This window comes from Enterobacter pseudoroggenkampii, from assembly GCF_026420145.1.
GTDB lineage: Bacteria > Pseudomonadota > Gammaproteobacteria > Enterobacterales > Enterobacteriaceae > Enterobacter > Enterobacter pseudoroggenkampii.
In genome coordinates this window covers 219882-234444 of the sequence record NZ_JAPMLV010000004.1, presented here as the reverse complement: position 1 = coordinate 234444, position 14563 = coordinate 219882, and the positions used below count along the sequence as shown (strand labels likewise).

Here is a 14563-nt window from a genome sequence, read left to right as displayed (position 1 = left end):
TATTTCCATCCCTTCTTTAATTGTTATTATCCTCGCCGTTAACCTTATCTTCAGTTTGGATTTATTCGCTTAAAGTCCGCTTGGCTACTGGAACATAACGACGCATGACAACACAGGCCCCACCTTCAAATTTGCTTCCTCTGAACCCGGAGCAACTGGCGCGCCTTCAGGCTGCCACCTCTGATTTTTCTCCCACTCAGCTTGCCTGGGTCTCCGGTTATTTCTGGGGAATGCTCAATCAGCAGCCTGGCGCCGTGGCAGGTGCACCGGTAACGGCCGTTGAAATTCCGGCCATTACCCTGATTTCCGCCTCGCAGACGGGCAATGCCCGCCGCGTGGCCGAGGCGCTGCGTGACGACCTGCTGGCCGCCAAACTGAACGTGAACCTGGTCAATGCCGGGGATTATAAATTCAAACAAATCGCGTCAGAAAAACTGCTGGTGGTTGTGGCCTCAACGCAGGGTGAAGGTGAACCCGCAGAAGAAGCGGTGGCCCTGCACAAGTTCCTGTTCTCGAAAAAAGCGCCGAAGCTGGATGGCACGGCGTTTGCCGTGTTTGGCCTGGGCGATACCTCCTATGAATTCTTCTGCCAGTCCGGTAAAGACTTCGACAGCAGGCTGGCGGAACTGGGCGCGGAGCGTCTGCTGGACCGCGTTGACGCGGATGTCGAATACCAGACCGCCGCCGCCGAATGGCGTGCACGCATCGTTGAGGTGTTAAAAGCGCGCGTGCCGAAAGAGACGTCGACGCAGGCCGCGTTCACCGCGACGGGTGCTGTTAACGACATCCACACCAGCCCGTACACCAAAGAGGCGCCGCTGACGGCGAGCCTGTCGGTGAACCAGAAAATTACCGGCCGCGACTCGGAAAAAGACGTGCGCCATATCGAAATCGATCTGGGAGACTCGGGCCTGCGCTATCAGCCGGGCGATGCGCTGGGTATCTGGTATCAGAACGATCCGGCGCTGGTGAAAGAACTGGTTGAGCTGCTGTGGCTGAAAGGCGACGAGCCTGTCACCGTTGACGGCAAAACCCAGCCGCTTTCAGAGGCGCTGCAGTGGCATTTCGAACTGACGGTGAACACCCCGAATATCGTCGAAAACTATGCCACCTTGACGCGCAGCGAATCCCTGCTGCCGCTGGTGGGCGATAAAGCGAAGCTTCAGCATTACGCCGCGACGACGCCGATTGTCGATATGGTGCGCTTCTCTCCGGCTCAGCTGGATGCCGATGCGCTGATCGGTCTGCTGCGCCCGCTCACCCCGCGCCTGTACTCTATCGCCTCTTCCCAGGCTGAAGTGGAGAGTGAAGTGCATGTTACCGTCGGCGTGGTGCGCTACGATATCGAAGGCCGCGCCCGCACGGGTGGGGCATCAGGCTTCCTGGCGGATCGCGTGGAAGAAGAGGGCGAAGTGCGCGTCTTTATCGAGCACAACGACAACTTCCGCCTGCCGGCAAACCCGGAAACCCCGGTCATCATGATTGGCCCTGGCACCGGCATTGCGCCGTTCCGCGCCTTCATGCAGCAGCGCGCGGCAGATGAAGCGCCGGGTAAAAACTGGCTCTTCTTCGGCAACCCGCACTTTACCGAAGATTTCCTCTACCAGGTTGAGTGGCAGCGCTATGTGAAAGAAGGCGTTCTGACCCGCATCGACCTGGCCTGGTCCCGCGACCAGAAAGAAAAAGTATACGTACAAGACAAGCTGCGCGCACAGGGCGCAGAGCTGTGGCGCTGGATCAATGACGGTGCCCACATTTATGTCTGCGGCGACGCCAATCGTATGGCGAAAGACGTTGAGCAGACTTTGCTGGAAGTGATTGCCGAATTCGGCGGTATGGATGCCGAAGCGGCAGACGAATTTTTAAGTGAGCTGCGCGTTGAGCGCCGTTATCAGCGAGATGTCTACTAATGAGCGAAAAACATCCAGGGCCACTGGTGGTCGAAGGTAAACTGACAGACGCCGAGCGCATGAAGCTGGAAAGCAACTATCTGCGCGGCACCATTGCTGAAGATCTGAATGACGGTCTCACCGGCGGTTTCAAAGGCGACAACTTCCTGCTGATCCGTTTTCACGGCATGTACCAGCAGGACGACCGCGACATCCGCGCCGAGCGTGCAGAACAGAAGCTGGAGCCGCGTCACGCGATGCTGCTGCGCTGCCGTCTGCCGGGCGGGGTGATTACCACCAAACAGTGGCAGGCGATCGACAAGTTTGCCGGTGAAAACACGATCTATGGCAGCATCCGTCTGACTAACCGTCAGACCTTCCAGTTCCACGGTATTCTGAAGAAGAACGTCAAGCCGGTGCACCAGATGCTGCACTCCGTTGGGCTGGACGCGCTGGCGACCGCCAACGACATGAACCGTAACGTGCTTTGCACCTCGAATCCGTATGAATCCGAGCTGCATGCCGAAGCGTACGAGTGGGCGAAGAAGATCTCCGAGCACCTGCTGCCGCGCACGCGCGCCTATGCGGAGATCTGGCTCGATCAGGAAAAAGTCGCCACCACCGACGAAGAGCCGATCCTTGGCCAGACCTACCTGCCGCGTAAGTTTAAAACCACGGTCGTTATTCCACCGCAGAACGATATCGACCTGCACGCCAACGACATGAACTTCGTGGCGATTGCCGAAAACGGCAAGCTGATTGGCTTTAACCTGCTGGTGGGCGGCGGCCTCTCCATTGAGCACGGTAACAAGAAAACCTACGCCCGCACCGCAAGCGAGTTCGGCTTCCTGCCGCTGGAGCACACGCTGGCCGTGGCGGAAGCGGTAGTGACCACCCAGCGCGACTGGGGCAACCGTACCGACCGTAAAAACGCGAAAACCAAATACACCCTGGAGCGCGTGGGCGTTGAGACGTTCAAAGCGGAAGTGGAGCGTCGTGCGGGTATCAAATTCGAGCCGATCCGCCCTTACGAATTCACCGGTCGCGGCGATCGCATCGGCTGGGTGAAGGGCATCGATAATAAATGGCACCTGACGCTGTTTATCGAAAACGGCCGTATTCTGGATTATCCGGGCCGTCCGCTGAAAACCGGTCTGCTGGAAATTGCTAAGATCCATAAAGGCGAGTTCCGCATTACCGCTAACCAGAATCTCATTATTGCCGGCGTGCCGGAGAGCCAGAAGGCGAAGATCGAGAAGCTGGCGCGCGATCACGGGTTAATGGATGCGGTGAAGCCGCAGCGTGAAAACTCAATGGCCTGCGTGTCGTTCCCGACCTGTCCGCTGGCGATGGCCGAAGCGGAGCGTTTCCTGCCGTCATTTACTGACAAGGTAGAAGCGATTCTGGAAAAACACGGTATTCCGGACGAGCATATTGTTATGCGCGTCACCGGCTGCCCGAACGGCTGCGGCCGCGCGATGCTGGCCGAGCTGGGTCTGGTGGGGAAAGCGCCGGGGCGTTATAACCTGCACCTGGGCGGTAACCGAATCGGTACGCGCATCCCGCGTATGTTCCGCGAGAACATCACCGAGCCGGAAATTCTTGATTCCATCGACGAGCTTGTCGGGCGCTGGGCGAAAGAGCGCGAAGCGGGTGAAGGCTTCGGCGACTTTACGGTGCGTGCGGGCATCATTCGCCCGGTGCTCGATCCCGCAAGGGATTTCTGGGAGTAACCACGAGAGGTAATTATGTCCGTACTCGATCTAAACGCGCTTAACGCATTGCCAAAAGTCGAACGCATTCTGGCACTCGCAGAAACCAATGCCCACCTTGAAAAGCTGGACGCCGAAGGGCGCGTGGCGTGGGCGCTGGAAAACCTGCCGGGAGACTATGTGCTGTCGTCGAGCTTTGGTATTCAGGCGGCGGTCAGCCTGCATCTGGTGAATCAGATCCGTCCGGACATTCCGGTGATCCTCACCGATACCGGCTACCTGTTCCCGGAAACCTACCAGTTTATTGACGAGCTGACGGACAAGCTCAAGCTGAACCTCAAAGTTTACCGCGCGACGGAAAGCGCGGCCTGGCAGGAGGCGCGCTACGGTAAGCTGTGGGAACAGGGCGTTGAGGGCATTGAGAAATACAATGAGATCAACAAAGTTGAGCCGATGAACCGGGCGCTGAAAGAGCTCAATGCGCAGACATGGTTTGCTGGCCTGCGCCGCGAGCAGTCCGGCAGCCGGGCAACCTTGCCGGTGCTGGCGGTCCAGCGCGGGGTGTTTAAAGTGCTGCCGATTATCGACTGGGATAACCGGACGGTGTATCAGTATCTGCAAAAGCACGGGCTGAAGTACCATCCGCTGTGGGACCAGGGCTATCTGTCGGTGGGTGACACCCACACCACGCGCAAATGGGAACCGGGAATGGCGGAAGAAGAGACGCGATTCTTTGGGCTGAAGCGCGAGTGCGGGCTGCACGAAGGGTGATCCTTTATCCTCCCTCTCCCTGTGGGAGAGGGTTGGGGTGAGGGCATCAGGCCGCACCAGGCTTTAAAACATCAGGCTTTCCCCGCTTTCGCCAGCTCCTTCACCAGCGGCAGCATCACCTTCACCACATCACGGCTGCGGTGCTCAATCCGCTGCGGCAGCGCGCGATCGATGTGCTGCTGATTATCCAGCATCACGTTGTGCCAGCTTGTCCCGTCCGGGAAGGCTTTCGATTTAGCCCGCTGCTGATAGCCATCTTTCTTGCCCAATGCCCAGTTTGTCGCTTCGACATACAGCACCGGAATGCCCGCCTTATCGAACACTTCCCCGTCGTTGCAGCAGCCCGTTCCTCGCGGGTAATCCGGGTTACCGCCGGGGTTGCTGGCGGCATAAACCCCGTGGCTGCGGGCAATCGCCAGCGCACGATCTCGCGTCAGTTTCCGCACGGTACCCGGCGTACTTTGCCCGCTGTTGAAATAGAGCTTGTCGCCGACGATCAGGTTATCGAGGTTGATCACCAGCAGCGTATTTTTCTTCTCCTCAGCGCTCATGCGTTTAAGGAGATTCTCAGCGCCGAGTTTGCCCTCTTCTTCACCGCTGGTGGCCACGAAACGGATACCATACTGGGTTGGAATATCCTTCATCCGCTCGGCCAGTTCGAGCATCACGCCCAGGCCTGCTGCGTTGTCGTCCATGCCCTGCAGCGTCAGCCCGCCGAGGTTGTTATCCGTATCGGCGTCACTCATCGGGGCGTAGGTATCAAGGTGCGCCATAATAATAATTTGCTCTTTTGCGCTACCTTCATGTGCCGCAATAACCGTACTGCCGGTCACGTTATGCCAGTTTTTCGTTTTATTTCGTGAGGTATAGACGTAGCGGCTGTGAAACGACCGGATATCGCTCTGGTAGCCCATCCCGGCAAACTGCTGGCGAAGATAGTCCGCGGAGAGCATTTCCGCAGGCGAACCGGTCATACGGCCAGGAAAGACGGTGGCGATATGCCGCGCCTGCATAGTGGCGATTTCACCATAAGGTTGGTTTTTTGCCTGGGCAGGAAGAATAAAGCAAACGCCGAGCGCCAGGGCAGCAATACGGTGGCGCGTTGCGGAGAACATAGTGAGTCCTTAAAAACTGAGCAAAATAATAACCCGCTTAGTATGAAACTGTGATCGTCCATACACAATTTGAATTGCTCTTAAATGCCCGAAATTTCGCGTGTTAAGCACTTTTTGGTATTAGCTTTTCCACGGCGTTATTCCATTGAGTAACTACTCATTCCAATTCGTAATTTCATTCGGTCTAAGCCGCCCCCTATAGTCCCTCTATTCCTCGTTGTTAGTGAGTTGTTGCTTGTGGACTATCTGCCCTTATTTGCCGCGATAAAAGAGAAGCCGGTGCTGGTTGTTGGCACGGGTGAAATTGCCGATCGCAAAATTGCGTTTCTGCAGCGCGCAGGGGCGCAGGTGCGGGTAGTAGCAGAAGCGGATTTCGACGAATCACAAATCGACAGCGTCGTGCTGGTGATTGCGGCGACCGAAGATCGCGACCTGAACCGGCGGATTTCCGAGGCCGCTCAGGCCCGCTACCGCCTGGTGAACGTGGTGGACGACCAGCCTTTATGCTCATTTATCTTCCCGTCGATCGTTGACCGTTCGCCGCTGCTGGTGGCGATCTCCTCCGGCGGTACCGCACCGGTGCTGGCGCGCGTGCTGCGGGAAAAAATCGAAGCGCTGCTGCCGACCAGCCTCGGGCGCATGGCGGAAAAAGCCAGCTACTGGCGCAACCATCTGAAAACCCGCCTGACCAGCGTGACGGAACGCCGTCGCTTCTGGGAACGCGTGTTTCGCGGCCGCTTTGCCAGCCTGATGCATGCCGGCAATGAGACGGCGGCGCAGAAAATTCTTGAAGACGAACTGGATAACCCCGGCAGCACCGGCGGGGAGATCATTCTGGTAGGCGCAGGACCGGGCGATGCCGGGCTCCTGACGCTGCGCGGACTGCAGGTGCTGCAGGACGCGGACGTGGTGTTTTACGACCATCTGGTTACCGACGGCGTGCGCGAGCTGATCCGTCGCGACGCGGAGCAAATCTGCGTCGGCAAACGGGCTGGCGAGCACTCGGTGCCGCAGCACGACACCAACCAGATGCTGATTGACGCCGCCAAAGCGGGTAAAACCGTGGTGCGCCTGAAAGGGGGCGATCCGTTTATCTTTGGTCGCGGCGGCGAAGAGCTGCAGGCGGCAGCCGAAGCGGGCGTACCGTTCCAGGTGGTGCCGGGCATTACGGCGGCCTCTGCGGTAACGGCCTACGCCGGTATCCCGCTGACCCACCGCGATTACGCCCAGAGCGTGACCTTTGTGACCGGCCACTACAAGGCCGACAGCACACCGTTCGACTGGTCGCATCTCGCCCAGAGCCGCCAGACGCTGGCGATCTACATGGGCACGATGAAGGCGGCAGATATCAGCGAACAGCTTATTCAGCACGGTCGCGAGGCGACGACGCCCGTTGCCGTCATTTCTCGCGGCACGCGCGTCGATCAGCACGTTGCGACGGGCACCCTGGAACATCTTGCAACCCTGGCGAAAGACGCCCCGATGCCCGCCCTGATCGTGGTGGGAGAAGTGGTGCAGCTGCACAGCACGCTCGCCTGGTTCCAACACACAACCGATACAGAAGGCTTTGGTTCTTCTGTCGTAAATTTGGCTTAAGGAACGGTTATGGACCAAAAACGTCTTACACACCTGCGGCAGCTCGAAGCGGAGAGTATCCATATCATCCGCGAAGTGGCCGCCGAGTTTTCTAACCCGGTGATGATGTACTCCATCGGTAAAGATTCCAGCGTCATGCTGCATCTGGCGCGTAAAGCGTTTTATCCGGGCACGCTGCCGTTCCCGCTGTTGCACGTGGATACCGGCTGGAAATTCCGCGAGATGTATGAGTTTCGCGACCGTACCGCGAAAGCCTACGGCTGCGAGCTGCTGGTGCATAAAAACCCGGAAGGGGTGGCGATGGGCATTAACCCATTCGTGCACGGCAGCGCCAAGCATACCGATATCATGAAAACCGAAGGGCTGAAGCAGGCGCTGAATAAATACGGTTTTGACGCTGCTTTTGGCGGCGCGCGCCGTGACGAAGAGAAATCCCGCGCCAAAGAGCGTATCTACTCCTTCCGCGACCGCTTCCACCGCTGGGACCCCAAAAACCAGCGCCCGGAGCTGTGGCACAACTACAATGGTCAGATCAACAAAGGCGAAAGCATTCGCGTCTTCCCGCTCTCTAACTGGACCGAGCTGGATATCTGGCAGTACATCTATCTGGAAAACATCGAGATCGTTCCGCTGTATCTGGCCGCCGAGCGCCCGGTGCTGGAGCGCGACGGCATGCTGATGATGATCGACGACGATCGCATCGACCTGCAGCCGGGTGAAGTGATCAAGAAACAGATGGTCCGTTTCCGCACCCTCGGCTGCTGGCCGCTGACCGGCGCGGTGGAATCCAGCGCGCAGACGCTGCCGGAGATCATCGAAGAGATGCTGGTGTCCACCACCAGTGAGCGACAGGGGCGCGTGATTGACCGCGACCAGGCAGGCTCCATGGAGCTGAAGAAACGTCAGGGTTATTTCTAAGGAGCCGCCATGAACACCACTATTGCTCAACAAATTGCCAACGAAGGCGGCGTGGAAGCCTATCTGCACGCGCAGCAACATAAAAGCCTGCTGCGTTTTCTGACCTGCGGCAGCGTGGATGACGGTAAAAGTACCCTGATTGGCCGCCTGCTGCACGATACGCGCCAGATTTACGAAGATCAGCTCTCTTCCCTGCATAACGACAGTAAACGTCACGGTACCCAGGGGGAAAAACTCGATCTGGCCCTGCTGGTGGACGGCCTGCAGGCGGAGCGTGAGCAGGGCATCACCATCGACGTGGCCTACCGCTATTTCTCTACCGAGAAACGCAAATTTATTATCGCCGACACCCCGGGGCACGAACAGTACACCCGCAATATGGCGACCGGCGCGTCGACCTGCGACCTGGCGATCCTGCTGATGGACGCGCGTAAAGGCGTGCTGGATCAGACCCGTCGTCACAGCTTTATCTCCACGCTGCTGGGGATCAAACATCTGGTGGTGGCGGTCAACAAGATGGATCTGGTGAACTTCAGCGAAGAGAAGTTCGAGGAGATCCGCCAGAGCTACTTGACCTTTGCCGAACAGCTGCCGGGCAATCTGGATATTCGCTTTGTACCGCTCTCGGCGCTGGAAGGGGATAACGTCGCCTCCCAGAGCGCGAACATGCCGTGGTACAGCGGCCCGACGCTGCTGGAGGTGCTGGAAACCGTTGAAATTCAGCGCGTGGTCGACACCCAGCCGATGCGCTTCCCGGTGCAGTACGTTAACCGTCCTAACCTCGATTTCCGCGGTTTCTCAGGTACCCTCGCGTCAGGCTCCGTGAAGGTCGGCCAGCGCGTTAAGGTGCTGCCATCCGGCGTGGAATCCACCATCGCCCGCATCGTCACCTTCGACGGTGACCTGCAGGAAGCGGGCGCCGGTGAAGCCGTAACGCTGGTGCTGAAAGACGAGATTGATATCAGCCGGGGCGATCTGCTGGTGGATGCCCAGGAAACCCTGGCGGCCGTACAGGGGGCTTCCGTGGATGTGGTGTGGATGGCGGAGCAACCGCTGACGCCGGGCCAGAGCTACGACATCAAAATTGCCGGCAAGAAAACCCGCGCCCGCGTGGACGGTATTCAGTTCCAGGTGGACATCAACAATCTCACCCAGCGCGAGGTTACCGAACTGCCGCTGAACGGCATTGGTCTGGTCGATCTGACCTTCGACGAACCGCTGGTGCTGGATCCGTATCAGCAGAACCCGGTGACGGGGGGGCTTATCTTTATCGACAGGCTGACCAACGTTACCGTCGGGGCCGGAATGGTCCGCGAACCGATTAAACAGTCTGTCGTGGCGTCTGAATTCAGTGCCTTCGAGCTGGAACTGAACGCGCTGGTGCGTAAACACTTCCCGCACTGGGGCGCACGCGATCTGCTGGGAGGCAAGTAATGGCCGCCCATGATGAGAACGTCGTCTGGCATCCTCATCCGGTGACCGTCGCCCAGCGCGAACAGCTCCACGGTCACCGTGGGGTTGTGCTGTGGTTTACCGGGCTGTCCGGCTCGGGTAAATCAACGGTGGCGGGCGCGCTGGAAGAGGCATTGCATCAGCAGGGCGTAAGCACGTACCTGCTGGATGGTGACAACGTGCGTCACGGCCTGTGCAGCGATTTAGGGTTTAGCGACGACGACCGTAAAGAGAACATCCGCCGGGTGGGCGAAGTGGCCAGCCTGATGGCGGACGCCGGGCTGGTGGTGCTGACCGCGTTTATCTCTCCGCACCGCGCCGAGCGCCAGATGGTGCGTGAACGCGTGGGCCAGGATCGCTTTATCGAGGTGTTTGTTGATACGCCGCTGGAGATTTGCGAAGCGCGCGACCCGAAAGGGCTGTACAAAAAAGCGCGTGCCGGAGAACTGCGAAACTTCACCGGAATTGACGCGGTATACGAAGCGCCTGAATCGCCTGAAATTCACCTGGAGGGTCAACAATTGGTAACAAATTTAGTAAGCCAATTATTAGACCTGCTCAGACGGGACGATATTATCAGATCCTGAGACGGTATCGTTCGGGAGCTGTCTTCCCGAACGATGAGTCACGGTCACAGGATTAGCTATGCGCAACAGTGAACATTACATCACCACCACCGGGTCGGAGCCGCTCGCGACCGACGACGAAACGACCTGGTCATTTCCTGGGGCCATCATCGGCTTCGTCTCATGGTTGCTGGCGCTGGGTATCCCGTTTCTCATCTACGGCGGTAACACGCTGTTCTTCTTTCTCTACACCTGGCCTTTCTTTCTGGCGCTGATGCCCGTGGCGGTTGTCGTCGGCATTGCGCTGCACTCGTTGCTCAACGGTAAGCTCCTGTACAGCACCGTGGTCACGATTGTGACGGTGGTTCTGATGTTTGGTCTGTTATTTTTGTGGCTCATGGGCTAACTTCAGCCATAATTCAAACCGTAACCAACTGTGTAACGATATTGTGCAGGACGATTCTGCGGAAAAAATGTGGTACATTTGCCCGCGATGTTGCGGCATCTCTGTTACCCCGGCGTAGTGCTCTGGGGAAGTCTTGGGATGATGATGCCGTTTTTCAGGGGGCAGGATGGGTAAACTAACGCTGCTGTTGCTGGCTTTGCTAATCTGGCTGCAATATTCGCTGTGGTTCGGTAAGAACGGACTGCACGACTATAGCCGGGTAAGCGATGACGTCGCGGCTCAGCAGGCAACAAACGCCAAACTTAAGGCGCGAAACGATCAACTCTTTGCTGAAATTGATGACCTCAATGGCGGGCAAGAGGCGATTGAGGAACGCGCACGTAATGAACTCAGTATGACTAAGCCGGGCGAAACCTTTTATCGTCTGGTTCCGGATGCGTCTAAACGCAATCAGGGCTCAGCACAAAACAATCGATAATCAGGCCCAGGATTACGACATGGCAGTAACTTTTTCGGACGTATGCGCCGTGGTGCCGGCCGCAGGTTTTGGCCGGCGCATGCAGACAGAATGTCCCAAGCAGTACCTCTCTATTGGCGATAAAACGATCCTCGAGCACGCCGTGGCGGCGCTGCTGGCGCACCCACGGGTGACGCGGGTGATTATCGCTATCAGCCCTGGCGATGCGCGCTTTGCGCAGCTGCCGCTGGCAAATCATCCACAGATTACCGTCGTTGACGGTGGCGCCGAGCGCGCCGATTCCGTGCTGGCGGGCATTCAGGCCGCCGGTAACGCGCCGTGGGTGCTGGTGCATGACGCGGCGCGTCCGTGCCTCCATCAGGACGACCTTGCGCGTCTGCTGGCCCTGAGCGAAACAAGCAAGGTTGGCGGGATTCTGGCCGCACCGGTGCGCGACACCATGAAGCGCGCCGAGCCGGGCAAACAGGCTATCGCCCACACCGTCGATCGCGTCGATTTATGGCACGCGCTGACGCCACAATTTTTCCCCCGCGAATTACTCCACGACTGCTTAACGCGTGCGCTTAGAGAAGGTGCAACCATCACGGACGAAGCCTCTGCGCTGGAATATTGCGGTTTCCACCCTGAGCTTGTTGAAGGACGCGCTGATAATATTAAAGTGACGCGTCCGGAAGATTTACAGCTCGCGGAATTCTATCTTACCCGTTCGACCCATCAGGAGAAGGCATAATGCGAATTGGACACGGTTTTGATGTACACGCCTTTGGCGGAGAAGGCCCAATTATCATTGGCGGCGTGCGCATTCCTTATGAAAAAGGACTGCTGGCACATTCTGATGGCGACGTGGCGCTGCATGCGCTGACCGACGCGCTGCTGGGCGCTGCCGCGCTGGGTGATATCGGCAAGCTGTTCCCGGACACCGACCCGGCATTTAAAGGCGCGGACAGCCGCGAACTGCTGCGCGAAGCGTGGCGTCGCATTCAGGCGAAAGGTTACACCCTCGGCAACGTCGACGTGACGATTATTGCCCAGGCCCCGAAAATGCTGCCGCACATTCCGCAGATGCGCGTGTTTATTGCAGAAGATCTGGGCTGCCATATGGACGACGTGAACGTGAAAGCGACGACGACCGAGAAGCTGGGCTTTACCGGGCGTGGCGAAGGGATTGCCTGTGAAGCCGTGGCGCTGCTGGTGAAGGCGAGCAAATGACAGACTTCGACAACCTGACATACCTGCACGGTAAACCGCAGGGGAACGGGGTGCTGAAAGCCAGCCCTGAAGACTTCCTCGTGGTAGAGGATCTGGGCTTTGAGCCGGATGGCGAAGGCGAACATATCCTGGTGCGTATTCTGAAAAATGGCTGCAATACCCGCTTTGTGGCCGACGCGCTGGCAAAATTCCTTAAAATTCATGCCCGCGAAGTGAGCTTTGCCGGGCAGAAAGATAAACACGCCGTCACTGAACAGTGGCTCTGCGCGCGCGTTCCCGGTAATACGATGCCTGATTTAAGCAAATTTGAGCTTGAGGGTTGTAAGGTACTGGAATTCGCTCGCCACAAGCGCAAACTGCGTCTGGGGGCGTTGAAGGGTAACGACTTTACGCTGGTGCTGCGGGAAGTGACCCACCGCGAAGACGTTGAAAAACGTCTGAACGCTATCAGTGAACGCGGCGTGCCGAACTACTTTGGCGCGCAGCGCTTTGGTATTGGCGGCAGCAACCTGCAGGGTGCGCTGCGCTGGGCGCAAAGCGATGCACCGGTGCGGGACAGGAATAAACGCAGTTTTTGGTTGTCGGCGGCCCGCAGTGCGTTGTTTAATCAGATTGTGAGCGAAAGGCTGAAAAAACCGGACGCGAATCAAGTTGTTGTTGGCGATGCGCTACAATTAGCGGGACGCGGAAGCTGGTTTGTGGCAACGGCCGAAGAAATGGCCGATGTGCAGTCGCGCGTGGACGCAAAAGCGCTGATGATTACCGCCGCGCTGCCCGGTACGGGCGACTGGGGAACACAGGGCGACGCGCTGGCCGCCGAGCAAGCAGCCGTAGCGGATGCGCCAGAACTGCAATCCTTGCTGGTGCGGGAAAAAGTCGACGCGGCACGCCGCGCAATGCTGCTCTATCCGCAGCAGTTAAGCTGGAACTGGTGGGATGACGTAACCGTCGAGTTACGCTTCTGGCTGCCGGCAGGTAGCTTTGCCACCAGTGTTGTCAGGGAACTTATCAACACCTCGGGTGATTATGCGAATATTGCTGAGTAACGATGACGGGATCCACGCGCCGGGTATTCAGACCCTGGCGAAACACCTCCGTGAATTTGCGGATGTGCAGGTCGTGGCACCCGATCGTAACCGCAGTGGAGCGTCTAACTCGCTGACGCTGGAGTCGTCGCTTCGCACCTTTACCTTTGAAAATGGCGATATTGCCGTGCAGATGGGCACGCCAACCGACTGTGTTTTTCTGGGCGTGAACGCGCTGATGCGTCCGCGTCCGGATATCGTTGTCTCCGGCATTAACGCCGGTCCTAACCTCGGCGATGACGTGATTTACTCCGGTACCGTGGCGGCCGCAATGGAAGGGCGCCATCTGGGCTTCCCGGCGCTGGCGGTCTCGTTGAACGGCTACACGCACTACGACACCGCCGCTGCGGTGACCTGTTCGATCCTGCGGGCGCTCGGCCGCGAGCCGTTGCGTACCGGGCGCATCCTCAACATCAACGTGCCGGATCTTCCTCTCGATGAAATTAAAGGCATTCGCGTCACCCGTTGCGGAAGCCGACATCCTGCCGATCAGGTGATCCCGCAGCAGGATCCGCGCGGCAACACGCTTTACTGGATTGGCCCTCCTGGCGATAAGTGCGATGCGGGGCCAGATACCGACTTTGCCGCCGTAGAAGAAGGCTATGTTTCGGTTACCCCGCTGCACGTAGATTTAACCGCGTATAGCGCGCATGATGTGGTGTCGGGCTGGCTGGATCGCGCAGGAGTGAACGCGCAATGGTAAACAAACGTGTACAAACTCTTCTGGAACAACTCCGCGCGCAGGGGATCCGCGACGAGCACGTGCTTGAAGCGCTTGCTCAGGTTCCGCGTGAGAAATTTGTAGACGAGGCGTTTGAACACAAAGCGTGGGAAAACGTGGCGCTGCCCATCGGGCAGGGCCAGACGATTTCGCAGCCTTATATGGTAGCGCGGATGACGGAGCTGCTGGAGCTGACGCCCGACTCCCGCGTGCTGGAGATTGGCACCGGGTCGGGGTATCAGACTGCGATCCTGGCGCATCTGGTGCACCATGTATGCTCCGTTGAGCGGATTAAAGGTTTACAGTGGCAGGCGCGTCGTCGCCTGAAACAACTTGATTTACATAATGTTTCGACACGACACGGTGATGGATGGCAGGGTTGGAAAGCTCGCGCCCCGTTTGACGCCATCATCGTGACGGCGGCCCCGCCTGAAATTCCAGCTGCCCTGTTATCGCAGCTGGATGAGGGGGGCATTCTGGTTCTGCCTGTCGGGGACGAGCAGCAGCTGTTGAAGCGCGTTCGTCGGCGCGGCGGCGAGTATATTATCGACACCGTGGAAGCCGTGCGCTTTGTGCCTCTGGTGAAGGGGGAGTTGGCCTGAGACTCGGAATTATCCAGGGTTATTAAGGCAAATTCAGCGTATG

The 14563-nt window shown here is 58.2% G+C and carries 15 protein-coding genes; 14 read left to right on the top strand and 1 reads right to left on the bottom strand.

The annotated features are described in order from the left end of the window. Positions 1–104: 104 nt before the first annotated feature. The 3 genes from cysJ to cysH are packed head-to-tail and all read left to right on the top strand — an operon-like array spanning position 105 to position 4372. Positions 105–1910, top strand: coding sequence for an NADPH-dependent assimilatory sulfite reductase flavoprotein subunit (gene cysJ, locus OTG14_RS18135; RefSeq protein WP_267215556.1), 1806 nt, complete (start codon positions 105–107; stop codon positions 1908–1910). Continuing rightward, the gene (cysI, locus tag OTG14_RS18130; protein WP_032648087.1) at positions 1910–3622 is read left to right on the top strand and encodes an assimilatory sulfite reductase (NADPH) hemoprotein subunit; all 1713 of its coding nucleotides are present in this window, start codon (positions 1910–1912) and stop codon (positions 3620–3622) included. Before cysJ ends, cysI begins: the two co-directional genes overlap by 1 nt. A gap of 15 nt (positions 3623–3637) precedes the next feature. Next, positions 3638–4372 carry a phosphoadenosine phosphosulfate reductase gene (cysH, locus tag OTG14_RS18125; protein WP_024909260.1) on the top strand — a complete coding sequence of 245 codons (735 nt, stop codon included), beginning with the start codon at positions 3638–3640 and terminating at the stop codon, positions 4370–4372. 71 nt (positions 4373–4443) lie between these two features. Here cysH and OTG14_RS18120 read toward each other — a convergent pair whose 3' ends face one another. Further along, positions 4444–5487 (bottom strand): aminopeptidase, encoded by a 1044-nt coding sequence (locus tag OTG14_RS18120; RefSeq protein WP_267215555.1) that lies wholly within the window; start codon positions 5485–5487, stop codon positions 4444–4446. Between the two features lie 237 nt (positions 5488–5724). Between OTG14_RS18120 and cysG the strand changes: the two genes are divergently transcribed. From cysG to OTG14_RS18065, 11 genes are all read left to right on the top strand, one after another. Further along, positions 5725–7083, top strand: coding sequence for a siroheme synthase CysG (cysG, locus tag OTG14_RS18115; protein ID WP_090418465.1), 1359 nt, complete (start codon positions 5725–5727; stop codon positions 7081–7083). Positions 7084–7092: 9 nt separating this feature from the next. Then, complete coding sequence (gene cysD / locus OTG14_RS18110) at positions 7093–8001, top strand: sulfate adenylyltransferase subunit CysD (RefSeq protein ID WP_006811770.1); 909 nt, start codon at positions 7093–7095, stop codon at positions 7999–8001. A 9-nt stretch (positions 8002–8010) separates the two neighbouring features. Continuing rightward, positions 8011–9435, top strand: a complete 1425-nt coding sequence (cysN, locus tag OTG14_RS18105) for a sulfate adenylyltransferase subunit CysN (RefSeq protein WP_032648081.1) — start codon at positions 8011–8013, stop codon at positions 9433–9435. Continuing rightward, the gene (cysC, locus tag OTG14_RS18100; protein ID WP_010434543.1) at positions 9435–10040 is read left to right on the top strand and encodes an adenylyl-sulfate kinase; all 606 of its coding nucleotides are present in this window, start codon (positions 9435–9437) and stop codon (positions 10038–10040) included. The genes cysN and cysC overlap by 1 nt, the downstream gene beginning before the upstream one ends. A gap of 58 nt (positions 10041–10098) precedes the next feature. Beyond that, entirely contained in the window at positions 10099–10425 is a 327-nt protein-coding gene (locus OTG14_RS18095) for a DUF3561 family protein (protein WP_008499610.1), read from the top strand. Positions 10426–10591: 166 nt separating this feature from the next. Further along, the gene (ftsB, locus tag OTG14_RS18090) at positions 10592–10903 is read left to right on the top strand and encodes a cell division protein FtsB (RefSeq protein WP_008499609.1); all 312 of its coding nucleotides are present in this window, start codon (positions 10592–10594) and stop codon (positions 10901–10903) included. Positions 10904–10922: 19 nt separating this feature from the next. After that, positions 10923–11633 carry a 2-C-methyl-D-erythritol 4-phosphate cytidylyltransferase gene (gene ispD / locus OTG14_RS18085; RefSeq protein ID WP_024909255.1) on the top strand — a complete coding sequence of 237 codons (711 nt, stop codon included), beginning with the start codon at positions 10923–10925 and terminating at the stop codon, positions 11631–11633. Further along, positions 11633–12112 carry a 2-C-methyl-D-erythritol 2,4-cyclodiphosphate synthase gene (gene ispF, locus OTG14_RS18080; RefSeq protein WP_008499607.1) on the top strand — a complete coding sequence of 160 codons (480 nt, stop codon included), beginning with the start codon at positions 11633–11635 and terminating at the stop codon, positions 12110–12112. The genes ispD and ispF overlap by 1 nt, the downstream gene beginning before the upstream one ends. After that, positions 12109–13158 (top strand): tRNA pseudouridine(13) synthase TruD, encoded by a 1050-nt coding sequence (gene truD / locus OTG14_RS18075; RefSeq protein ID WP_048990162.1) that lies wholly within the window; start codon positions 12109–12111, stop codon positions 13156–13158. The genes ispF and truD overlap by 4 nt, the downstream gene beginning before the upstream one ends. After that, the gene (gene surE / locus OTG14_RS18070) at positions 13139–13900 is read left to right on the top strand and encodes a 5'/3'-nucleotidase SurE (protein WP_021241911.1); all 762 of its coding nucleotides are present in this window, start codon (positions 13139–13141) and stop codon (positions 13898–13900) included. The genes truD and surE overlap by 20 nt, the downstream gene beginning before the upstream one ends. Further along, positions 13894–14520: a protein-L-isoaspartate(D-aspartate) O-methyltransferase gene (locus tag OTG14_RS18065; protein WP_157189659.1), complete on the top strand. Its 627-nt coding sequence runs from the start codon at positions 13894–13896 to the stop codon at positions 14518–14520. The genes surE and OTG14_RS18065 overlap by 7 nt, the downstream gene beginning before the upstream one ends. The last annotated feature ends 43 nt before the right edge of the window (positions 14521–14563 follow it).